The sequence below is a fragment of the Streptomyces sp. NPDC048584 genome (assembly GCF_043199595.1).
GTDB classification, from domain to species: Bacteria; Actinomycetota; Actinomycetes; order Streptomycetales; family Streptomycetaceae; genus Streptomyces; species Streptomyces edwardsiae.
The window spans coordinates 63,455-84,606 of record NZ_JBICWF010000015.1 but is presented as its reverse complement, the minus strand read 5'-3'; the positions used below and the strand labels follow the sequence as shown (position 1 = coordinate 84,606).

The 21,152-nt window shown below is 71.7% G+C and carries 18 protein-coding genes; 10 read left to right on the top strand and 8 right to left on the bottom strand.

What is annotated here, in order from left to right; genetic code table 11:
* The first annotated feature begins 3 nt into the window (after positions 1-3).
* From ACGFR9_RS28835 to ACGFR9_RS28815, 5 genes are all read left to right on the top strand, one after another.
* Positions 4-696: an ABC transporter ATP-binding protein gene (locus ACGFR9_RS28835; RefSeq protein ID WP_393213975.1), complete on the top strand. Its 693-nt coding sequence runs from the start codon at positions 4-6 to the stop codon at positions 694-696.
* 163 nt (positions 697-859) lie between these two features.
* On the top strand, positions 860-3,397 hold the full coding sequence (locus ACGFR9_RS28830; protein ID WP_393213972.1) for a DUF4118 domain-containing protein: 2,538 nt from the start codon (positions 860-862) through the stop codon (positions 3,395-3,397).
* Positions 3,394-4,074 (top strand): response regulator, encoded by a 681-nt coding sequence (locus ACGFR9_RS28825; protein WP_393213969.1) that lies wholly within the window; start codon positions 3,394-3,396, stop codon positions 4,072-4,074. Before ACGFR9_RS28830 ends, ACGFR9_RS28825 begins: the two co-directional genes overlap by 4 nt.
* An 88-nt stretch (positions 4,075-4,162) precedes the next feature.
* Entirely contained in the window at positions 4,163-4,561 is a 399-nt protein-coding gene (locus tag ACGFR9_RS28820; protein ID WP_073930701.1) for an OB-fold nucleic acid binding domain-containing protein, read from the top strand.
* A 3-nt stretch (positions 4,562-4,564) separates the two neighbouring features.
* Positions 4,565-5,281 carry a DUF3159 domain-containing protein gene (locus ACGFR9_RS28815; protein ID WP_393213967.1) on the top strand — a complete coding sequence of 239 codons (717 nt, stop codon included), beginning with the start codon at positions 4,565-4,567 and terminating at the stop codon, positions 5,279-5,281.
* Positions 5,282-5,398: 117 nt separating this feature from the next.
* Here the strand turns inward: ACGFR9_RS28815 and ACGFR9_RS28810 are convergent, their stop codons facing one another.
* Together ACGFR9_RS28810 and ACGFR9_RS28805 are read right to left on the bottom strand one after the other, a co-directional pair.
* Positions 5,399-6,067: a TrkA family potassium uptake protein gene (locus ACGFR9_RS28810; RefSeq protein ID WP_351999137.1), complete on the bottom strand. Its 669-nt coding sequence runs from the start codon at positions 6,065-6,067 to the stop codon at positions 5,399-5,401.
* The gene (locus ACGFR9_RS28805; protein ID WP_393213963.1) at positions 6,067-6,738 is read right to left on the bottom strand and encodes a potassium channel family protein; all 672 of its coding nucleotides are present in this window, start codon (positions 6,736-6,738) and stop codon (positions 6,067-6,069) included. Before ACGFR9_RS28805 ends, ACGFR9_RS28810 begins: the two co-directional genes overlap by 1 nt.
* Before the next feature lie 471 nt (positions 6,739-7,209).
* On the opposite strand from ACGFR9_RS28805, the gene ACGFR9_RS28800 reads away from it, so the two are divergent.
* The 3 genes from ACGFR9_RS28800 (at position 7,210) to ACGFR9_RS28790 (ending at position 12,906) form a co-directional block, all read left to right on the top strand.
* Positions 7,210-9,255, top strand: a complete 2,046-nt coding sequence (locus ACGFR9_RS28800) for an APC family permease (protein ID WP_393213960.1) — start codon at positions 7,210-7,212, stop codon at positions 9,253-9,255.
* A 66-nt stretch (positions 9,256-9,321) separates the two neighbouring features.
* Entirely contained in the window at positions 9,322-10,650 is a 1,329-nt protein-coding gene (locus ACGFR9_RS28795; RefSeq protein ID WP_393213957.1) for a class I SAM-dependent RNA methyltransferase, read from the top strand.
* Positions 10,651-11,220: 570 nt separating this feature from the next.
* Entirely contained in the window at positions 11,221-12,906 is a 1,686-nt protein-coding gene (locus ACGFR9_RS28790; RefSeq protein WP_393213954.1) for a ribonuclease J, read from the top strand.
* Between the two features lie 128 nt (positions 12,907-13,034).
* Here ACGFR9_RS28790 and ACGFR9_RS28785 read toward each other — a convergent pair whose 3' ends face one another.
* The 6 genes from ACGFR9_RS28785 to ACGFR9_RS28760 all read right to left on the bottom strand — a co-directional run bounded on the left by ACGFR9_RS28785 (position 13,035) and on the right by ACGFR9_RS28760 (position 18,652).
* A complete protein-coding gene (locus tag ACGFR9_RS28785; protein WP_393213951.1) occupies positions 13,035-14,282 on the bottom strand; it encodes a cytochrome P450 in 1,248 nt (415 codons plus the stop codon).
* Between the two features lie 64 nt (positions 14,283-14,346).
* Entirely contained in the window at positions 14,347-15,696 is a 1,350-nt protein-coding gene (locus ACGFR9_RS28780) for a cytochrome P450 (protein ID WP_393213947.1), read from the bottom strand.
* Positions 15,693-16,244, bottom strand: coding sequence for an ATP/GTP-binding protein (locus tag ACGFR9_RS28775; RefSeq protein ID WP_393214271.1), 552 nt, complete (start codon positions 16,242-16,244; stop codon positions 15,693-15,695). Before ACGFR9_RS28775 ends, ACGFR9_RS28780 begins: the two co-directional genes overlap by 4 nt.
* A gap of 58 nt (positions 16,245-16,302) precedes the next feature.
* The gene (locus tag ACGFR9_RS28770; RefSeq protein WP_030225648.1) at positions 16,303-16,662 is read right to left on the bottom strand and encodes a DUF742 domain-containing protein; all 360 of its coding nucleotides are present in this window, start codon (positions 16,660-16,662) and stop codon (positions 16,303-16,305) included.
* A complete protein-coding gene (locus ACGFR9_RS28765; protein WP_393213944.1) occupies positions 16,659-17,105 on the bottom strand; it encodes a roadblock/LC7 domain-containing protein in 447 nt (148 codons plus the stop codon). The genes ACGFR9_RS28770 and ACGFR9_RS28765 overlap by 4 nt, the downstream gene beginning before the upstream one ends.
* Positions 17,102-18,652, bottom strand: a complete 1,551-nt coding sequence (locus tag ACGFR9_RS28760) for an ATP-binding protein (protein ID WP_393213941.1) — start codon at positions 18,650-18,652, stop codon at positions 17,102-17,104. The genes ACGFR9_RS28765 and ACGFR9_RS28760 overlap by 4 nt, the downstream gene beginning before the upstream one ends.
* A gap of 507 nt (positions 18,653-19,159) precedes the next feature.
* Between ACGFR9_RS28760 and ACGFR9_RS28755 the strand changes: the two genes are divergently transcribed.
* Positions 19,160-20,077: a ribokinase gene (locus tag ACGFR9_RS28755; RefSeq protein WP_393213938.1), complete on the top strand. Its 918-nt coding sequence runs from the start codon at positions 19,160-19,162 to the stop codon at positions 20,075-20,077.
* Positions 20,074-21,111: an ABC transporter permease gene (locus ACGFR9_RS28750; RefSeq protein WP_393213932.1), complete on the top strand. Its 1,038-nt coding sequence runs from the start codon at positions 20,074-20,076 to the stop codon at positions 21,109-21,111. Before ACGFR9_RS28755 ends, ACGFR9_RS28750 begins: the two co-directional genes overlap by 4 nt.
* Positions 21,112-21,152: the final 41 nt, after the last annotated feature.

Below are 21,152 nucleotides of genomic sequence, written 5' to 3'. Positions count from 1 at the left end.
GCGATGAGTCAGGTGGTCACCGAGACCATGGTGCGCGTCGAGGACGTGCACAAGTCGTACGGCCATGGCGCGGCAGCCGTGCACGCGCTGCGCGGTGTCTCCTTCGAGGTCCCGCGCGGGGAGCTGGTCGCCCTCAAGGGCCGCTCCGGATCCGGCAAGACCACCCTCCTGAACATCGTCGGCGGCCTCGACACCCCCGACCGGGGGCGGGTCCACATCGACGGACGCGACCTCGCGGACCTCGACGAGAACGGGCTGCTCGCCCTCCGCCGGGACCACGTCGGCTTCGTCTTCCAGTCCTTCGGTCTCATCCCCATCCTCACCGCCGCCGAGAACGTGGGCGTCCCGCTGCGGCTGCGCCGCGCCGTCCCGCGCGAGCGCGAGGAACGCGTCGAGCTGCTCCTCTCCCTGGTCGGCCTCGGCGACCACGCGGCCCAGCGGCCCGGCGAGCTCTCCGGCGGCCAGCAGCAACGGGTCGCCATCGCCCGCGCCCTCGCCAACAGCCCCTCCCTCCTCATCGCCGACGAGCCGACCGGCCAGCTGGACGCGGAAACCGGACACGCCGTGATGGAGCTGCTCCGCGCGGTCGTCCGCAGCGAGAACGTCACCGCCCTGGTCGCCACCCACGACGCCACCCTCCTCGACCTCGCCGACCGCGTCCTGGAACTCGGCGACGGCGAGATCACGGAACACTGACGTCCACGCGCCGGCACGGGGCCGCGGACGTCCCCGGTCCCCGCGGCCCGCGCGTCAGAGTTCCGTCAAGGACCGCCCCCCTGCCCCGGCCCGCGCCTCCCGTCGCAGGTGACGGCCGTATGGTCGATTCCGCGGGGGACGGTGAGCGGAAGACAATGAGGGCATGGGACGCGGCAAGCTTCGGATTCATCTCGGTGCGGCACCGGGCGTCGGCAAGACGTTCGCGATGCTCTCCGAGGCCCACCGCCGTGCCGGACGCGGCACCGACGTCGTGGTGGCCTTCGCCGAACCGCACGGCCGCCCTCGCACGGAGGCCCTGCTGGAGGGGCTCGAACAGGTGCCGCTCCGGGAGACCGGGCAGCGGGAGATGGACCTCGACGCCGTCCTCGCCCGCCGCCCCCAGGTCGCCCTGGTCGACGAGCTCGCCCACACCAACGCCCCCGGCTCCCGCAACGCCAAACGCCGGCAGGACGTGGAGGAACTGCTCGCGGCCGGCATCGACGTGCTCTCCACCGTCAACATCCAGCACTTGGAGTCGCTGGGCGACGTCGTGGAGTCGATCACCGGCGTACGGGAGCGGGACACCGTACCGGACGAGGTCGTACGGCGGGCCGAGCAGATCGAACTCGTCGACATGACCCCCGAGGCGCTGCGCCGCCGTATGGCGCACGGCAACATCTACCAGCCGGACAAGGTCGACGCCGCCCTCTCCAACTACTTCCGCCCCGGCAACCTCACCGCCCTCAGGGAGCTGGCGCTCCTCTGGGTCGCGGACCGGGTCGACGCCCACCTCCAGCGCTACCGCAGCGAGCACGAGGTCTCCGCGATATGGGGCTCGCGCGAGCGGATCGTCGTCGGCCTGACCGGCGGCCCCGAGGGCCGCACCCTGCTGCGGCGGGCCGCGCGGCTCGCGGAGAAGGGCGCCGGCGGCGAACTGCTCGCCGTCTACATCTCCCGCAGCGACGGCCTCACCGCCGCCTCCCCCCGGGCCCTGGTCGAACAGCGCACCCTGGTGGAGGACCTCGGCGGCACCTTCCACCACGTCGTCGGCGACGACATACCGGCCGCCCTGCTCGCCTTCGCGCGCGGCGCCAACGCCACCCAGATCGTGCTCGGCTCCTCCCGCCGCCCGGCCTGGCAGTACGTCTTCGGACCCGGCGTCGGCGCCACCGTCGCCCGGGACTCCGGACCCGATCTGGACGTGCACATCGTCACCCACGAGGAGGTGGCCAGGGGGCGCGGACTGCCCGTCGCCCGGGACGCGCGGCTCGGACGGTCCCGGCGGGCCTGGGGCTGGGCGGTCGGCCTGGCCGGCCCGGCGGGGGTGGCGGTGCTGCTCAGCGCCGTCGACCTGGGACTCGCCAACGACATGCTGCTGTTCCTGGCCCTCACGGTCGCGGCGGCCCTGCTCGGCGGACTCTGGCCGGCCCTCGCCTCCGCGGCGGTCGGCTCGCTGCTGCTCAACTACTTCTACACACCGCCCCTGCACACCTGGACCATCTCCGACCCGAAGAACATCGTCGCCATCGCGATCTTCATCGCGGTGGGCACCGCCGTCGCGTCCGTGGTCGACCTCGCGGCCCGCCGCACCCACCAGGCGGCCCGGCTGCGCGCCGAGTCGGAGATCCTCTCCTTCCTCGCGGGCAACGTGCTGCGCGGCGAGACCGGCCTCGAGGACCTGCTGGAGCGCGTCCGGGAGACCTTCGGCATGGAGTCCGCCGCCCTGCTCGAACGCGCGGGCGACGTCGAGCCGTGGACCTGCGCCGGCCGGGCCGGCCGCGGACGGCCGGTCGACCGGCCCGAGGACGCGGACGTGGAGGTCCCGGTCGGCGACCACATGGCGCTGGCCCTGACCGGCCGGGTGCCGCCCGCCGAGGACCGCAGGGTGCTGGGCGCCTTCGCCGCGCAGGCCGCCGTCGTCCTGGACCGCCGCCGGCTGCGCGAACAGGCCGACCGGGCCCTCGCCCTCGCCGAGGGCAACCGCATCCGCACCGCCCTGCTCGCCGCCGTCAGCCACGACCTGCGCACCCCGCTGGCCGGCATCAAGGCCGCCGTCTCCTCGCTGCGCTCCGCCGACGTCGAATGGTCCCCCGAGGACCGGGCCGAACTCCTGGAGGGCATCGAGGACGGCGCCGACCGCCTCGACCACCTGGTGGGCAACCTGCTGGACATGTCCCGGCTGCACACCGGCACCGTCACCCCCCTGATCCGCGAGATCGACCTGGACGAGGTGGTGCCGATGGCGCTCGGCGGGGTGCCCGAGGGCAGCGTCACCCTCGACATCCCCGAGGCCCTGCCCATGGTCGCCGTCGACCCCGGCCTGCTGGAGCGGGCGATGGCCAACGTGATCGAGAACGCCGTCAAGTACAGCCCCGCCGGTCTGCGGGTCCTCGTCGCCGCCAGCGCCCTCGCGGACCGGGTCGAGGTACGGGTGGTGGACCGCGGCCCCGGCGTCCCCGACGAGGCCAAGGACCGCATCTTCGAACCCTTCCAGCGGTACGGCGACGCCCCGCGCGGGGCCGGCGTCGGCCTCGGCCTGGCGGTCGCGCGCGGCTTCGCCGAGGCCATGGGCGGCACCCTGAACGCCGAGGACACCCCCGGCGGCGGCCTCACCATGGCGCTCACCCTGCGGGCCGCCGCGGCGCACCCGGAGTCCCCGCGGGCCGCAGCGGCCGCAGAACCCGAAAGGCAGCCCTCATGACCCGTGTGCTGGTGGTCGACGACGATCCGGCCATAGTGCGCGCCCTCGTGATCAACCTCAGAGCACGCTCGTACGAGGTCGACTCCGCGCAGGACGGCGCCGGCGCCCTCCGTACGGCCGCCGCGCACCACCCCGACGTGGTCGTCCTCGACCTGGGCCTGCCCGACATGGACGGCGTCGAGGTGATCAGGGGACTGCGCGGCTGGACCCGGGTGCCGATCCTGGTGCTGTCCGCGCGGCACGCCTCCGGCGAGAAGGTCCAGGCGCTGGACGCGGGCGCCGACGACTACGTCACCAAGCCCTTCGGCATGGACGAGCTGCTGGCCCGGCTGCGGGCCGCCGTACGCCGCGCGGAGCCCGCGGGCGACGGGGGGGACGTGGTGGTGGAGACCGCCGGGTTCACCGTCGACCTGGCCGCGAAGAAGGTCCACCGCGACGGCAAGGACGTACGGCTGACCCCCACCGAATGGCACCTCCTGGAGGTGCTGGTGCGCGGCGGCGGCCGGCTGGTGGCGCAGAAGCAGCTGCTGCGGGAGGTGTGGGGGCCGTCGTACGGCACGGAGACCAACTATCTGCGCGTGTACATGGCACAGCTGCGGCGGAAGCTGGAGGCGGACCCGTCACACCCGAGGCACCTGATCACCGAGCCGGGCATGGGCTACCGCTTCGAGAAGTGAGGGCCGGCGGCGGTGACCGGGAGTGTCCCGTTCGGACCGGGGCAGCACGGGGTACGTAACCGTCAGTGCACCCCGGTACGCTTCAGATATGAGTGCTGTTCCTCGATCCGAGAAGCCGGCAGGCCGGTTCCGGCGCATGCTCGACCGGCTCTCCTCGTCTCAGGAGGACCTGGAGTCCGAGGAGCTGCGTGAGGACGCCGAGACGGCCGGCTGCACGCGGATAGGCGACTGCCGTGACCGGCAGATCGTCACGGTTACTGGTACCTTGCGCACGGTCACGCTGCGGCCGCGCGCGGGAGTGCCGGCCCTGGAGGCCGAGCTGTTCGACGGCTCCGCCGCGCTCGACGTGGTGTGGCTCGGCAGGCGCTCCATCGTGGGCATAGAACCGGGGCGCAAGCTGATCGCATCGGGCCGGATCTCGATGAGCCGGGGCCGCCGGGTGCTGTTCAATCCGAAATACGAACTGAGACCCCTCGGACGGGAGTAGCCGGTGACGTCACTCGACAAGCCGACAACCGAAGACACATCCGCCGACGACGCCCGGGCGGTGACCGAAGCCGCCCTCTTCGAGGCGTTCGGCGGGGTGCGGGGCATGGTCGAGACGGTGCTCCCCGGGCTGCTCTTCGTCAGCATCTACACGGTCAACAAGGACCTGCACATGTCGGCGATCGCGGCGGTCGCCGTGGCGCTGGTGATGGTCGTGGTCCGGCTGGCCATGAAGGACACCGTCAAGCACGCCTTCAGCGGTGTCTTCGGCGTCGCCTTCGGTGTGGTCTTCGCGATGATGACGGGCAACGCCAAGGACTTCTATCTGCCGGGCATGCTCTACACGCTGGGTCTGGCCCTGGCGTACATCGTCACGGCGATCGCGGGCGTGCCGCTGATCGGCCTGATGCTGGGCCCGGTGTTCAAGGAGAACCTCTCCTGGCGCACCCGCAACCCCGGCCGCAAGAAGGCGTACACCAAGGCCAGCTGGGCGTGGGGGCTGATCCTGCTCGCCAAGAGCGCGATCCTGTTCCCGCTGTACTGGTGGGCGGACACGACCCAGCTGGGCTGGGTGCTGATCGCGCTGAAGATCCCGCCCTTCCTGCTCGCGGTGTATCTGACCTGGGTGTTCCTGGCGAAGGCGCCGCCGCCGATCGATGTCTTCGCCGAAATGGAGGCGGAGGAGCGCGCGGAAGAGGAACGCAAGGCCGCCGCAGAGTAGGCGGGCCTTGCTTCCCGGGGGCTGTACCCCCGGACCCCCCCTCGGCCTGAACGGCCTCGTCCTCAATCGCCGGACGGGCTGTCAAGGGACGCCCGGAGTTCTCCGGGCGTCCCTTTTTCAGGCCTCCTTGCGGACCGAGAGCAGGTCCTCCAACTGCTCCTCACGCGCCTGCGCGGCCACGAAGAGGAGTTCGTCACCCGCCTCCAGGGAGTCCTCCCGCGTCGGCGTCAGTACGCGTGTGCCGCGGATGATGGTGACCAGCGAGGTGTCCTGCGGCCACTGGACGTCCCCCACCTGGGTCCCGGCCAGCGCCGACTCCTCCGGCAGGGTGAGCTCGACCAGGTTGGCGTCGCCGTGGCTGAAGCGCAGCAGCCGGACCAGGTCGCCGACGCTCACCGCCTCCTCCACCAGGGCCGACATCAGACGCGGGGTGGAGACGGCGACGTCCACCCCCCACGACTCGTTGAACAGCCACTCGTTCTTCGGGTTGTTCACCCGGGCGACGACGCGCGGGACGCCGTACTCGGTCTTGGCGAGCAGCGAGACGACCAGGTTGACCTTGTCGTCGCCGGTCGCGGCGATGACGACGTTGCAACGCTGGAGCGCCGCCTCGTCCAGGGAGGTGATCTCGCAGGCGTCGGCCAGCAGCCACTCCGCCTGCGGGACGCGCTCGACCGAGATGGCGGTCGGCGCCTTGTCGATCAGCAGTACCTCGTGGCCGTTCTCCAGCAGCTCGCCCGCGATCGAGCGGCCGACGGCTCCGGCTCCGGCAATGGCGACCCTCATCAGTGACCGCCCTCCTCTTCGGGACCCTTGGCGAACGCCGCCTCGACCCGGTCGATCTCATCGGTGCGCATCATCACATGCACCAGGTCGCCCTCCTGCAGCACCGTCTGCGAGCTGGGCAGCATCGCCTCGCCGAGCCGGGTCAGGAAGGCCACGCGCACCCCGGTCTCGTCCTGCAGCCTGCTGATCCGGTGCCCCACCCACGCGGTGGAGGTGTGCACCTCGGCGAGCTGCACCCCGCCGGTCGGGTCGCGCCACAGCGGCTCGGCACCGGAGGGGAGCAGCCGGCGCAGCATCTGGTCGGCCGTCCAGCGGACGGTCGCCACCGTGGGGATGCCGAGGCGCTGGTAGACCTCCGCGCGGCGGGGGTCGTAGATGCGGGCGGCGACGTTCTCGATGCCGAACATCTCGCGGGCGACCCGCGCGGCGATGATGTTGGAGTTGTCACCGCTGGAGACGGCGGCGAAGGCGCCGGCCTCCTCGATGCCCGCCTCGCGCAGCGTGTCCTGGTCGAAGCCGATGCCGGTGACCCGGCGGCCGCCGAACGAGGAGCCCAGGCGGCGGAAGGCGGTGGGGTCCCGGTCGATCACGGCGACCGTGTGCCCCTGTTCCTCCAGGTTCTGGGCGAGGGCGGAACCCACCCGCCCGCAGCCCATGATGACAATATGCATCGCGTCACACCGCGCTTCCTGCAGGCCGTACGGCCTTCATGACCTTCGTGCTCATGTCTCTCTTTCGGCTCGCGGGCGACAAGACGTACATCGCGGCCCGAGTGCGGGACGCAGAGCAACATCATGCCGGGGGAACGCACCGGTGACGCCCTCCGGGGCCCGTCCGTCGCCGCCCGCGCGGGGCGCGGCTCAGCGGCGTGTGATGCTGCGCACGCTCGCCACGGCCAGGATCCCGAGGCCGACGAGGGAGGCCGCGGCGCCGATCAGTTCTGCGGTGGTGTGCATGGGACCTCCACGTGACAGGGCGACTACGGCCGGGTCAGTCATATAGGCATGAAACTTCCGCGACCTGCGGAATCCCCGCCCCGGACCCCGGTGAATTCACCCGGAGAGCAGCGGCCGTATGGATGCCGTATGGATGTGGGGTGGCGGGTGGGTCGTGCCCTGTCCCACGGCCTACGATCCACTCTTGTGTCCAAACTGACCGACGTGCCCAAACGCATCCTCATCGGGCGCGCACTCCGCAGTGACCGGCTGGGCGAGACGCTCCTGCCGAAGCGTGTCGCACTTCCCGTCTTCGCCTCCGACCCGCTGTCCTCCGTGGCGTACGCCCCCGGCGAGGTACTGCTGGTCCTGTCGATCGCGGGCCTCTCGGCGTACCACTTCAGCCCCTGGATCGCCGTCGCGGTCGTCGTGCTGATGTTCACCGTGGTCGCCTCCTACCGGCAGAACGTCCGGGAGTACCCGAGCGGCGGCGGCGACTACGAGGTCGCCAACACCAACCTCGGCCCCAAGGCCGGTCTGACCGTTGCCAGCGCCCTCCTCGTCGACTACGTCCTCACCGTCGCCGTGTCGATCTCCTCCGGGATCGAGAACCTCGGCTCGGCGGTCCCCTTCGTCGTCGAGAACAAGGTGGCCTGCGCGATCGGTGTGATCGTGCTGCTGACGCTGATGAACCTGCGCGGGGTGAAGGAGTCGGGCACACTCTTCGCGATCCCCACGTACGTCTTCGTCGCGGGCGTCTTCACCATGATCGCCTGGGGTGCCTTCCGCGGGGTCGTGCTCGGCGACGACATGCGGGCACCGACCGCGGACTTCGAGATCAAACCCGAACACCCGGGCCTCGCCGGCTTCGCCCTGGTCTTCCTCCTGCTGCGCGCCTTCTCCTCCGGCTGCGCCGCCCTCACCGGCGTCGAGGCGATCTCCAACGGCGTACCGGCCTTCCGTAAGCCCAAGTCGCGCAACGCGGCGACCACGCTCGCCATGATGGGCCTGCTCGCCGTCACCATGTTCTGCGGCATCATCGCCCTGGCCGCCGCCACCGACGTCCGGATGGCCGAGAACCCGGCCAGGGACCTGATGCACGACGGCGCACCGCTCGGCGCGGGCTACGTCCAGGACCCGGTGATCTCCCAGGTCGCCGAGGCCGTCTTCGGACACGGCAGCTTCCTGTTCGTCATCCTCGCCGCCGCCACCGCGCTGGTGCTGTTCCTCGCCGCGAACACCGCCTACAACGGCTTCCCGCTGCTCGGCTCGATCCTCGCCCAGGACCGCTACCTCCCCCGCCAGCTGCACACGCGCGGCGACCGCCTGGCCTTCTCCAACGGCATCGTGCTGCTCGCGGGCGCCGCCGGACTGCTGGTGGGGATCTACGGCGCCGACTCCACGCGGCTGATCCAGCTCTACATCGTCGGCGTGTTCGTGTCCTTCACGCTCAGCCAGATCGGCATGGTCCGGCACTGGAACCGGCTGCTGGCCACCGAGCGGGACCAGGCCAAGCGCCGGCACATGGTCCGCTCGCGGGGCATCAACACCTTCGGCGCCTTCTTCACCGGTCTGGTCCTGGTCGTCGTCCTCGTCACCAAGTTCACCCACGGTGCCTGGGTCGCGCTGCTCGGGATGTGCATCTTCTACGCGACGATGACGGCGATCCGTAAGCACTACGACCGGGTCGCCGAGGAGATCGCCGCCCCGGACGCGTCCGCCGACGACATGGTGCGGCCCTCCCGGGTGCACTCCGTCGTCCTGATCTCCAAGATCCACCGCCCCGCGCTGCGCGCCCTCGGCTACGCCAAGCTGATGCGCTCCGACAGCCTGGAGGCGCTCAGCGTCAACGTGGACGCGGCCGACACCAGGGCACTGCGCGAGGAGTGGGAACGGCGTGGCATCGACGTACCCCTGAAGGTGCTCGACTCGCCGTACCGGGAGGTCACGCGACCGGTCATCGACTACGTCAAGAGCCTGCGCAAGGAGTCCCCGCGCGACGTCGTGTCGGTGATCATCCCCGAGTACGTGGTCGGTCACTGGTACGAGCACGTGCTGCACAACCAGAGCGCGCTGCGGCTCAAGGGCCGACTGCTGTTCACCCCCGGTGTGATGGTGACCTCGGTGCCGTACCAGCTGCAGTCCTCCGAGGCGGCCAGGAAGCGCGCCCGCAAGCGGCAGAACTGGGTCGCCCCCGGCTCGGTGCGCCGCGGTCCGGCGGAGCGGGCGAAGGACTCCTCCTCGCACACGTAGACTGGTGGGCTGTTGTCCAGGTCCTCACGGGCCTTTCCGCTCTCGATGTTGTGGAGTCACCCCGCCATGCAGGCAGAACCGAGGAAATCACTGGTGGGGGAGGAGTACGAGGTCGAGGTCGGCCCCGTCGCCCACGGCGGCCACTGCATCGCCCGTACGTCCGAGGGGCAGGTCCTCTTCGTCCGGCACACGCTGCCCGGCGAACGCGTCGTCGCGCAGGTCACGGAGGGCGAGGAGGGGGCCCGCTTCCTCCGCGCGGACGCCGTGCGGGTGCTGGACGCCTCCAAGGACCGTATCGACGCCCCCTGCCCGTACGCCGGCCCCGGCCGCTGCGGCGGGTGCGACTGGCAGCACGCCAAGCCGGGCGCCCAGCGCCGGCTGAAGGGCGAGGTCGTCACCGAGCAGCTCCAGCGCCTCGCGGGTCTCACCCCGGAGGAGGTCGGCTGGGACGGCACGGTCATGCCGGCCGAGGGCGACAAGGTCCCCGCCGGGCAGGTCCCGGCGTGGCGCACACGCGTGCAGTACGCCGTCACCGCCGACGGCCGCGCGGGACTGCGCCGGCACCGCTCGCACGAGGTCGAGCCGATCGACCACTGCTTGATCGCCGCGGAGGGGGTCAGCGAGCTGGGCGTCGAGAAGCGGGACTGGACCGGCATGGACTCGGTCGAGGCCATCGCCGCGACCGGCTCCCAGGACCGCCAGGTCGTCCTCACCCCGAAGCCCGGCGCCCGCCTCCCCCTCGTCGAGCTGGACCGTCCCGTCTCGGTCATGCGCGTCGACGAACGCAACGGGCAGCTCCACCGTGTCCACGGCCGCCCCTTCGTCCGTGAACGCGCCGACGGCCGCACCCACCGCGTCGCCGGCGGCGGCTTCTGGCAGGTCCACCCGAAGGCCGCCGACACCCTCGTCACCGCCGTCATGCAGGGCCTGCTGCCCCGCAAGGGCGACATGGCCCTCGACCTGTACTGCGGCGTCGGCCTCTTCGCGGGCGCCCTGGCCGACCGGGTCGGCGAGGCGGGCGCGGTCCTCGGCATCGAGTCCGGCAAGCGCGCGGTGGAGGACGCCCGCCACAACCTCGCGGACTTCCCCCGCGTCCGCATCGAGCAGGGCAAGGTCGACTCGGTCCTGCCCCGCACGGGCATCGACGAGGTCGACCTCATCGTCCTCGACCCGCCCCGGGCGGGCGCCGGCCGCAAGACGGTGGGGCAGCTGACGTCCCTGGGCGCCCGCAGGATCGCCTACGTCGCCTGCGACCCGGCGGCCCTGGCCCGGGACCTGGCGTACTTCCGCGACGGCGGCTACCGGGTGCGGACGCTTCGGGTGTTCGACCTGTTCCCGATGACCCACCACGTGGAGTGCGTGGCGATTCTGGAGCCGGCCAGGACGTCTGCATGACCTGCGGTTTCGCGGTTGGCCTCGGTGGATTCGACGTGTCTCCGGCCTCGCACCATGTAGATCCGCGCGACGAAGGGGCGATGTCGCGGTGGCCGGCGCGAGGCAGGGCCGGCCACCGCCGGGTGTGAGCCGCGCCCGTGGAGCCTGGGCATCGGCCGCGGACAGTGACGGTTTCCGGATGTGTCGTCCATCCGGCCGAAGTCGCGGCAGCGCGACGCCGTCACCCATCCGCTCGACCTTCGTCGTGCGGCCCGTCAGCCGCGCCGGCGGATCGCCGGATCCTCTCGGCCGTCGACGGGATGACGCGGCCGCAGGGGTGATCGGCCGGTGCTCGCCGAGTCCCGGCCACCTTCCCCGCCTCACCACGCAGGTCATCGTCCGTCCGACTTCGGCTCCGGCAAGAGACACGAGGTGTGCGTCGGCGCCACCGGAGGCGGTACTGTCTTGCCCCCCGTCCGGCCGTCGGCGTCGTCCGATCTTCCCGGAACAGCCGCTGCCCCGCTCCGTCGGTCGGAAGAGATCACCAGGGCGATGGATCATCCCGTCCGGCTCTCCGGGTACCGTCAGGGTATGAGTCATCCGCACCCTGAGCTGAAAGCCGCCCCTGCCCTGCCCGAAGGGGGGCTGCGGGTCATTGCCCTGGGCGGCCTGGGTGAGATCGGCCGCAACATGACCGTCTTCGAGTACGCGGGCAAACTGCTCATCGTCGACTGTGGCGTGCTGTTCCCCGAGGAGAACCAGCCCGGCGTGGACGTGATCCTGCCGGACTTCACCTCGATCCGGGACCGCCTGGACGACATCGTGGGCATCGTCCTCACCCATGGCCACGAGGACCACATCGGCGGCGTGCCGTACCTCCTGCGCGAACGGCGCGACATCCCCGTCGTCGGCTCCAAGCTGACGCTGGCGTTCCTGGAGGCCAAGCTCAAGGAACACGGCATCCGGCCGCGCACGGTACGGGTGCGTGAGGGCGACCGGCGCGGCTTCGGGCCCTTCGACTGCGAGTTCGTCGCGGTCAACCACTCCATCCCCGACAGCCTCGCGGTCGCGATCCGGACCGGTGCCGGGATGGTGCTGCACACCGGGGACTTCAAGATGGACCAGTTCCCTCTCGACGACCGCATCACCGATCTGCGCGCCTTCGCCCGCCTCGGCGAGGAGGGTGTGGATCTGTTCCTCACCGACTCCACGAACGCCGAGGTGCCCGGCTTCACCACCTCCGAGCGTGAGCTGAACCCGGCGATCGAGCAGGTGATGCGCACCGCGCCGCGGCGGGTCATCGTCTCCAGCTTCGCCAGCCATGTGCACCGCATCCAGCAGGTTCTGGACGCCGCCCACCAGCACGGCCGCAAGGTCGCCTTCGTCGGCCGGTCGATGGTCCGCAACATGGGCATCGCCCGTGACCTCGGCTATCTGAAGGTCCCGTCCGGTCTGGTCGTGAGCACGAAGGAGCTGGAGAAGCTCCCGGACCACAAGGTCACTCTGGTGTGCACCGGCTCCCAGGGGGAACCGATGGCCGCGCTGTCACGGATGGCCAACCGCGATCACGTGATCCGCATCGGCAAGGGTGACACCGTCCTGCTCGCCAGCTCCCTCATCCCCGGCAACGAGAACGCCATCTACCGGGTGATCAACGGACTCACCCGGTGGGGCGCCCACGTGGTCCACAAGGGCAACGCCAAGGTGCACGTCTCCGGGCACGCCAGTGCCGGCGAACTCGTCTACTGCTACAACATCGTCAAGCCCCGCAACGTGATGCCCGTGCACGGCGAATGGCGCCACCTGCGGGCCAACGGCGACCTCGCGATCCGTACCGGCGTCGCCCCGGAGCGGGTCGTCATCGCCGAGGACGGCGTCGTCGTCGACCTCGTCGACGGGCGCGCGTCCATCACCGGCAAGGTTCCCGCCGGCAACGTCTACGTGGACGGCATGGAGGTGGGCGGCGCCACCGAAGCGTCCCTCAAGGACCGCCTCACCCTCGCGGAGGAAGGCGTCGTCACGGTGGTGGCGATCGTCGACGCGGACACCGGCGCCCTCGCCGAAGCCCCCGACTTCCTGGCCCGGGGCTTCGTCCACGACGACACCACCTTCGAACCGGTCATCCCGGTCATCGAGAAGACCCTGGCCACCGCGGCGGAGGAGGGCGTCGGGGACGCGCGCCAGCTCGAACAGCTCCTCGCCCGTGCCGTGGCGAACTGGGCGTTCCGCACCCACCGCCGCAAGCCCCTGATCATCCCCGTCATCATCGACGCCTGAGCCGCGGCCCGCCGGGTCGGCCCGTACGCATCATCGCGGCCCTCGTGCCTCCCCTCCACGGGAGGGGAGGCACGAGGGCCGCGGGAGGGCACGCCACCTGGCGGGTCCGCCAGGTGGAAGGTGCTCCCTCAGGCCTTCAGCCGCACCGGCAGTCTCTGCACGCTGTTCCCCACGAACGAGGCGTGGCGCGGCAGTTCCGGCTCCGGGACCGCGAGGTCCAGGGCAGGGAAGCGGTGGAAGAGCTGCTCCAGGGCGGTGGTGCTCTCCAGGCGGGCCAGGGGCGCACCCATGCAGTAGTGCGCGCCGTGTCCCAAGGAGAGATGGCGGGACTCGCCGGTGCGGGTGATGTCGAAGCGCGCCGCGTCCGGGCCGTGGGCCCGCGTGTCGCGGCCGGCCGCCGAGTATCCGGCGAGGACCGGGGTGCCTCGGGGGATCAGGGTGCCGTCCAGGGTCAGATCGCGGGTCGGGTAGCGGAACGGGAAGTAGCTGACCGGGCTGTCCCAGCGCAGGGTCTCCTCCACCACGTCCGCCCAGCTCGCCCCGCCGGAGAGGACCAGGTCGAGCTGGTCCCGATGGGCGCACAGGGCGCGTACGGCGTTCGTGATCAGATTCAGCGTCGTCTCGTGCCCCGCGATGATGGTCAGCATCAGCGTGCCGATCAGCTCGTGCGGGCTGAACCGGTCGCCGCTCTCCTCACGGGCCGCGATCATCGCACTGGTGAGGTCGTCCCCCGGATCGGCCGTCCGGGCAGCCGCGACCTCGCTCAGCACCTCCACCATCTCCCGGTTGGCCGCCATCGCCTCGGCCGGGCCGATGTCCGTGGCCACGATCTGGTTGGAGAGGTGGTGCAGCCGGTCGTGGTGGACCTCGTCCACGCCCAGCAGTTCGCAGATGACGCCCATCGGCAGCGGCAGCGCGAAGTGGGTACGCAGATCGACGACACCGTCCTCGAGGGCGGCCGCCTCCAGACCGTCCAGCAGACGGGATGTCAGCTCCACGATGTACGGGCGGAGTTCCTCGACCCGGCGGGCTGTGAACGCCTTGCCCATCAGCGACCGCAGCCGCCGGTGGTCGGCGCCGTCCGCGGTCGTCATCCCCTGCACCGTGGCGAACGTCTTCAGCGGCCAGCCGTCGGCTATCTCCCCGGCCTGGAGCGCCGTGAAGTGTCGTGCGTTCTTGGCGACGTCGGGGTGCGCGAGGAACTCCTTCAGCGCGTCGTGGCCCAGCACCGCCATGGCCCGCACCTCGCCGGGCAGGACCACCGGGGTGACCGCCCCCCGGGCCAGCAGCCGGGCGTTGGCCGCGTGCGGGCAGCCTCCCCCCGGGTCGAGACGGTGCGGACGGTCGGCCGCGGGGTTCGCCGGTGACGTGTTCAACAGGGCTCCAGTTCTTGGCGGAGGGGGAGGAGAGACAAGCCGGGGAACGCGGGCTCCGAACGGGTCAGCGCGGCCCGGCCTGTGGCTGGACCGCGTTGCGGTGCGTCCACGCGGGGGCGGGAGCCTCGGCGGTCCGAGGGGGCACCGTGCCCTGCGGCAACTGCGGCGAGGTGAAGCGCACGGGCAGCGTGCCCAGTCCCTTGCTCCAAGGCGATGTGACCCACTCCAACTCGTCCTCCGGGACGGCCAGTTCCAGGTCGGGCAGGCGGTGCCTGATCGTGTCGACCGCGGTCCTGGTGATCAGCCGGGCCGGGTCCTGGGCGGGGCAGATGTGCGGGCCCGCGCCGAACGCCAGATGGGAGCGGTTGCCGGCCACCGGGATGCCGTCGGCCGGCAGGACCTCCGGATCCGCGTTGGCCGCCGCCAGGCCCAGGATCAGCATGTCGCCCGCCCGGATGTCCTGGCCGCCGAAGACCATGTCGCGGGTGGCGTAGCGGGCCGGGAAGTTCTGTGTGGGCGGGAAGCGCCACAGGACCAGGTCGAGCGCGTCGTCCACGCTGAGGTGGCCGCCGCTCAGCGAGGAGCGCAGCGCGGGGTCGCAGAGCAGGATGCGCAGCGCCGTGGCGATCCAGTTCACCGTGGTCTGGTTGCCCGCGACGAACATCACCACCAGGTTGTGCAGCACCTCCTCGTCGGTGAGCCGCGCCGGGTGGTGCAGCAGCGCCGAGACGATGTCGTCGCCCCTCGCCCGCCGCCTCTCCTCGATCAGACCCTTCAGGATGGCGCCCATCCTGCGGCTGGCGTCCCCCGCCCCGCCGGTGGCGGACACGAGGCCCGCCACCGCGTTCACCAGCTCCCGGCCGGTCCGGTCGTCCAGGCCGAGCAGTCCGGCGATCACCCGCATCGGCAGCGTGCGCGCGTACGCGGAGACGAGGTCGGCCTCGCCGTCCGCGGCGAATCCGGCGATCAGCGCCTCGGCGGTGGCCCGGACGCCGCGTCGCAGCTCGTGCCCGTTGATTCCGGCCAGCGCCTCCGAGACGGCGTTGCGCATCCTGCGGTGCTGCCGGCCGTCCGCGAAGAGCAGCGCGGGGCGCCAGCCGACCATCGGCAGGATCGGCGAGTCGGCCGGCACCCGGCCTTCGCGCAGCAGGCTCCACCGGCGCGGGTCGTGTGAGAAGTCCTGTTCCTCGCGGGTGAGCCGGAGCAGTTCGCGGTGGCCCAGGACCAGCCAGGCGTCGATGCCGGGGGCGATGGAAACCGGCGCCACCGGGCCGTGTGTGCCGCGCAGTTCCTCGTACAGTGCGGGCATCGTGTTGCCGTCGAGGCCTGGCCCGTACAGCGCGGCCGCCGTGCCGGGGGCGCCGGTCACGGGGCAGCCGACGGCGGGCCCTGCCGAGGGGTGCGGCGTACTCATGAGGACTCCGTGGCGATGTCGATGAGGTGACGGGCCAGAGCGATCAGCGCCCGGATCGACGAGGCCCGGTCCCGTGCGTCGCAGATCACCAGCGGGGTGTCGGGCAGCAGGTCGAGGGCCGTACGGATGTCGTCGGCGTCGTACCGGGGGCCGCTCGGGAAGGCGTTGACGGCCACCGCGAAGGGGAGGTCCAGGTCCTCCAGGTTTCCCAGCGCGTCGAAAGAAGCCGTCAGGTCGCGGGCGTCCACCAGCGCAAGCGCGCCGAGCGCCCCCTTGGCCAGGTCCTGCCAGGCCGGCAGGAACCGTTGCTGGCCCGGCGTACCGAACAGATACAGGACCAGGTCGCCGTCGATGGTCAGCCGGCCGAAGTCGAGGCCGACCGTGGTGGTCTTCTTGCCGCTGGCCCCGGCGTACGGGTCGACCCGGACGCCCGCCTGGGTCATCGACGCCTCGGTGGAGAGCGGCCGGATCTCCGACACCGTACCGATCAGCGTCGTCTTGCCCACTCCCAGCGGGCCGACGACCAGGATCTTCGCCGCACCCGACACGTTCGAGTCGAGGTACTTCCCGCCGGCGGCGGGCGGCGGGGCGGCCTCGATCAAGGTTTCAGAGGCAGCTTTCGAGACCATGGAGGACCTTTCTGAGCATGGTCACATCGGTGCGTTCGGCGGGCGGAATGGGCGGGCGGGTCACGATCAGCCCCCACCGGAGGAGATCGGAGAGCAGCACCTGTGTGACCGACGGCGGCTGGCCGAGGTGAGCGGCCACCTCTCCGACCGAGATGAGCCCCTCGCAGTGCTCCAGGATGGCGAGGTGCTCCGGCTGGAGGGCGGCGGGGAACGCTGTCTCCGCCGTCATCACCAGGGATTCCCAGGAGAGCGGTTCGCCCTCGGACTCCGAGCGGCCGCGTGTGATGACGTACGGACGGATCGCCGAGACCCTCGGCGCCTCGGGCCGCTCCGTCATGACGTCGCGGCGGCCTCGTCCCGGGGCAGGCTGCTCAGGTGCGCGCCGATCTTCGTCACCAGCAACTGCATCTGCTGGGCCACCAGGCCCACGTCGGCGTCCAGATCGGTGGCGACCCCCAGGTGCGCGCCCACCCCGGCATGGGTGAACAGTACGAACCCCTGGTCGGTCTCCAGCATCAGCTGGCGCGTTCCGACACCCGGCCCGAACAGGAGCGCGCCGGTGGACCGGCCCGTCATGGTCATCGCCGCGCCGGCCGCCGAGAGCGACTCCGCGTCGGCGACGCTCAGGCTGGCCACCGGACCCGAGAGGTTCTCGGCGGAGGCGTGCCCGAGACGCAACCCGTCCTCGGACACCACCACGGCGTGCCGGACGCCGGGAATCTCGGTCAGTGGGCGGAGCATCCACCCCAGATCGGGGAGTCTGGTGATGGTTCCGGTCACGGTCGTCCTCCGGCGTGCTCGTCGTGCGGGGTGCTGGGCAGGGACTGTCCGCCGTGCGGGGGCGGTACCGGTTCGGTGTCGCCGTCCGTGTCGACGGCCGCCCGGCCGCGCAGCGTCCCGGACATCACACTGGTGATCGAGGCGCGTGCCGCCTCCGGCGTCCAGGGTTCGGCGGGCTCGGCACCGGGCAGCGGGCCGGGCGCCGAGTGCCGTGCGGAGGCAGCGGCCCGGGCGGCACCGCGTCGGCTGCGCCGCCGGGGCAGACCGGCCGTCGCCGGGGCGGGTGCGCCGGCCGGCCCGGGGGCGTCGTCGGGGTGCCCGGCCGGTACGGGGACGTCGTCGCGCACGTCTGCCCGGGGTACGACAGGCCCGACGTGCTGGGCCGGTTCGACCGCCGGGCGGCGGTGTGCGGCGGGTTTCGGCGGCGGTTCGGTCAGCAGCCGGAACGGCACGAACATCACCGCCCGTGTGCCGCCGTACGCCGAGGCCCCGCTGAGCTCCACGTTGAAGCCAAGCTCCCGGCTCCAGCGCCCGACACACGCCAGGCCGAGCCGGGGCACCGCACCCAGGCGGGTCAGGTCCAGGTCGTCGCGGAGCTGGCCGAGGGCCTGGTGCAGGACGTCCGGCGGCATCCCGAGCCCGGCGTCGTCGATCTCGACGACCGCACCGGCGCCCACCTCGCGCACGCTGACGACGACGGGGGAACTGGACGGTGAGAACACCGTGGCGTTCTCGAGCAGTTCGGCGACGGAGTGCATCAGCCCCTCCACCGCCGGGGGCACCGCGTACAGGGTCTGTCCGCCGTGCACCTCGATCCGCCCGAACTCCACGATCCTGGACTGGGCGCCCCGTACGCAGTCGTAGAGCGAGACCGGCCGGGTCTCCCGGCGGGCGGGCCAGATTCCGCACATCACCAGGAGTGTCTGCGCCTTGCGGGTCATCTGCGAGGCCGCGTGGTCGGCCTTCATCACGTCCGCCATCAGACGGGGGTCCTCGATGGAGCGCTCGACCTCGTCCAGGACCTGCTGCTGCACGGTCGCCATCACGTGCATGGTGCGCGCCACGGACTCGAAGGCGGCCTGCACCGAGTCGCGCAGAGAACGCTCGCGGTGCACGGCAGCGTCCGAGCCGAGCGCCGCGACGACCGAGTCCAGCGCCCGGACGAAGTCCTCGCCGGTCTCCTGCGGTGACGTCACCGGACCCGGCACACCTTCCAGCCGCTGTCCGGTGCGCAGTCGTTCGGCGATGGCCGGGACGCGTACCGCGGCCAGATGCGCCACCTCGGTGCCCCGGGCGGTGGCGACCCCGGCCTCCCGGGCGCGGTGCGCACGCTCGGTGGACAGCCGCCGGGTGAGGACCAGTACGCCGGCGACCAGCAGGACGACGGCCGCGGCACAGGCTCCGGCGACGGCCCGGTGCCACTCGGTGTCCGCGGTGACGGCCGCCCACCCCACTCCGGCGGCGGCCGGCAGGGTGACGGCCCCTCCGGCGACGGCGGCGCTCACACCGGGGCCGCTGCGCGGCCCCGCTAACGGTCGGCTCACCACAGAGGTCCTGACCTGACGACCCTGCAGACACCGGTGCCAGCCACGAGAAGCGAAACCTTTCACGACACATCGAACCCCGCCTTTTGGGGGGGTTGGGAGCATGCAGAGCGTAGGCCTACCGGTCGGAATTGTTGAGACATCGTTCAGTTCCAGTCACACCAGGCCACCAGATATGGCGCATTGACGCCCTTGTTCTCGCCCTGGACAGCACCTGGACCGGGAGTGCCGGGCTGGTGCCCCGCCGCCGGAGCGACCCGGGCGCTGTGGCGGCACGCCGTGTACGCCGACGTCGAGGCCCCGCGGTGGCTGTGTGCCTCCCGGCACCGACGCGCGACGGCGATCGCGGCCGCTACGGGTCACCGGCCCGAAGGTTCCTTCCGGTCACCCGGGTGAGAGCGGGTGTCCCCGTGGTCGAAATTTAACCTCACGGTCACCCATTGACTAGGGACATCCCTGTACCTACGCTCTGCCTTGTCCATGGTTGTCCATACACAAAGTGGTGTGTCGATGAAGATCGCGGTTGTCGGAAGTTATGGCGCCGGCCTCACCATGCGGGTCCCCAAGGCGCCCGCGGCCGGTGAGACCGTCTCGGGCGGCCTCTTCGACTCGGGCGCCGGCGGGAAGGGCAGCAACCAGGCCGTCGCCGCCGCCCGGCTGGGCGCCGAGGTCACGCTGCTCACCGCCGTCGGCGACGACGAGTTCGGCCGCTCGGCACGTGAACTGTGGCGGAGCGAAGGGGTGAGCGCCGAGCACGTGGTCACCGCGCAGGCGCCCACCATGGTCGGATTCATCCTGGTCGAGCCGTCCGGCGAGAACCGCATCGCCATCGCCCCCGGCGCCCTGGACGAGCTGGACGCCGCCGCCGTCGACGCCTTCCGCGCCGAGATCGCCTCCGCCGACATCCTCGTCGTCTCCATGGAGATCCCCGAGGAAGCCGTCGCCGCCGCCCTGCGCGCCGGACGCGAGAGCGGCACCCGCACCCTGCTGAACCCGGCGCCCGCCCGGCCACTGCCCGACGCGTGCTGGCCCCTCATCGACGTACTCACGCCCAACCAGACGGAGGCCCCCGTCCTTCTCGGCCTCGACGAGGGACACGGGCTCGGCGACGAGGAGCTGGCCCGCGCGCTGCGCGAGCGCACCGGCGGCACCGTCGTCATCACCCGGGGTGGCGAGGGCGCGCTGGTCGCCCAGGACACCGGCGTCGGCACGGTGCCCCCGCACCAGGCCCGGACGGTCGTGGACACCACGGGCGCCGGGGACTCCTTCACCGCCGCCTTCGCCGTCGCCCTGGCCGAGGGCCGGCCCGTCGACCGGGCCGTGGAGTTCGCCGCCGTCGCCGGCGCCCACACCGTGTCGATCGCGGGCGTCATCCCCGCCCTGCCCACCAGAGCCCAGCTGAACGCCCTGATTGGAAGTGCCTCGTGACCTCGACCGCCACCAAGCCGCCCGCGACCGCGGCCCCGTCGTCCGACGCGAGCACCCGGCAGTTCCCGCTCGCGCTGCGCAGACTGCTGCACGCGCGGGAGGCCGGCGTCTTCGCCGCGCTCGTCCTGCTCTTCCTGCTGGGCACCGTGCTCTCGCCGACCTTCGCGCAGTCCGACAACCTTCTCTCGGTGGGCCAGCAGATCGCGCAGATCGGCATCATGGCCGTAGGGGCGACCTTCGTCATCCTCAACGGGGAGATCGACCTCTCGGTCGGCTCCACCTACGCCCTCTCCGCGATCTCCACCGGCATGCTCATATCGGACGGCTGGAGCTGGCCCGCTGCCATGTCCGTCGGCCTCGCGGTCGGCGTCCTCGCCGGACTCCTCAACGGTCTGGCCGTGGTGGTCCTCGGCGTCCCGTCCTTCATCGTCACCCTCGGCACGCTCAGCGTCTTCCGCGGCATCGCCCTGCTCATCTCCGACGGCGCCCCGATCTCGCTGAGCTCCTCCCAGCCCGGCGTCGCCGAGTTCAACCTGCTCGGCCAGGGGCGGCTGTTCGGCATCGTGCCCATGCAGTTCGTCTTCTTCGCCGTCGTCGCCGCCATCGGCGTCGTCCTGCTGGCCCGCTCCCGCTACGGCTTCAACACCTACGCGGTCGGCGGCAACCAGGAGGCCGCGCGGCTCGTCGGCGTCAACGTCAAGCGGGTCAAGCTGACCGCCTTCGTCCTCTCCGGCTTCACCGCGGGCCTCGCCGGCGTCCTCGGCCTGTCCTTCCTCTCCTACGTCCAGGGCGTGACCGGCCAGGGCCTGGAACTCACCGTGATCTCGGCCGTCATCATCGGCGGCGCCGCCCTCTTCGGCGGCTCCGGAACGATGTGGGGCACCGTCATCGGCGTCGCCTTCATCGGCCTCCTCCAGAACATCCTCAACATCAAGGGCATCTCGTCCTTCTGGCAGACCGTCGTCACCGGCCTCGTCATCGTCGCCGCCGTCGCGGCCGACACCTGGCAGCGCAAGCGGAAGACCCGCGCCTGAACCCGCGCCGCCCCGCGCGCCCCCTCACCCCGCACACCGCC

Excerpts from the sequence above, each read along its gene's own strand:
- ACGFR9_RS28795 (WP_393213957.1), top strand. The coding sequence starts at position 9,322 with ATGCAGGCAGAACCGAGGAAATCACTGGTGGGGGAGGAGTACGAGGTC.
- ACGFR9_RS28805 (WP_393213963.1), bottom strand. The coding sequence starts at position 6,738 with ATGCATATTGTCATCATGGGCTGCGGGCGGGTGGGTTCCGCCCTCGCC.
- ACGFR9_RS28835 (WP_393213975.1), top strand. The coding sequence starts at position 4 with ATGAGTCAGGTGGTCACCGAGACCATGGTGCGCGTCGAGGACGTGCAC.
- ACGFR9_RS28790 (WP_393213954.1), top strand. The coding sequence starts at position 11,221 with ATGAGTCATCCGCACCCTGAGCTGAAAGCCGCCCCTGCCCTGCCCGAA.
- ACGFR9_RS28825 (WP_393213969.1), top strand. The coding sequence starts at position 3,394 with ATGACCCGTGTGCTGGTGGTCGACGACGATCCGGCCATAGTGCGCGCC.
- ACGFR9_RS28780 (WP_393213947.1), bottom strand. The coding sequence starts at position 15,696 with ATGAGTACGCCGCACCCCTCGGCAGGGCCCGCCGTCGGCTGCCCCGTG.
- ACGFR9_RS28830 (WP_393213972.1), top strand. The coding sequence starts at position 860 with ATGGGACGCGGCAAGCTTCGGATTCATCTCGGTGCGGCACCGGGCGTC.
- ACGFR9_RS28810 (WP_351999137.1), bottom strand. The coding sequence starts at position 6,067 with ATGAGGGTCGCCATTGCCGGAGCCGGAGCCGTCGGCCGCTCGATCGCG.
- ACGFR9_RS28820 (WP_073930701.1), top strand. The coding sequence starts at position 4,163 with ATGAGTGCTGTTCCTCGATCCGAGAAGCCGGCAGGCCGGTTCCGGCGC.
- ACGFR9_RS28755 (WP_393213938.1), top strand. The coding sequence starts at position 19,160 with ATGAAGATCGCGGTTGTCGGAAGTTATGGCGCCGGCCTCACCATGCGG.
- ACGFR9_RS28770 (WP_030225648.1), bottom strand. The coding sequence starts at position 16,662 with ATGACGGAGCGGCCCGAGGCGCCGAGGGTCTCGGCGATCCGTCCGTAC.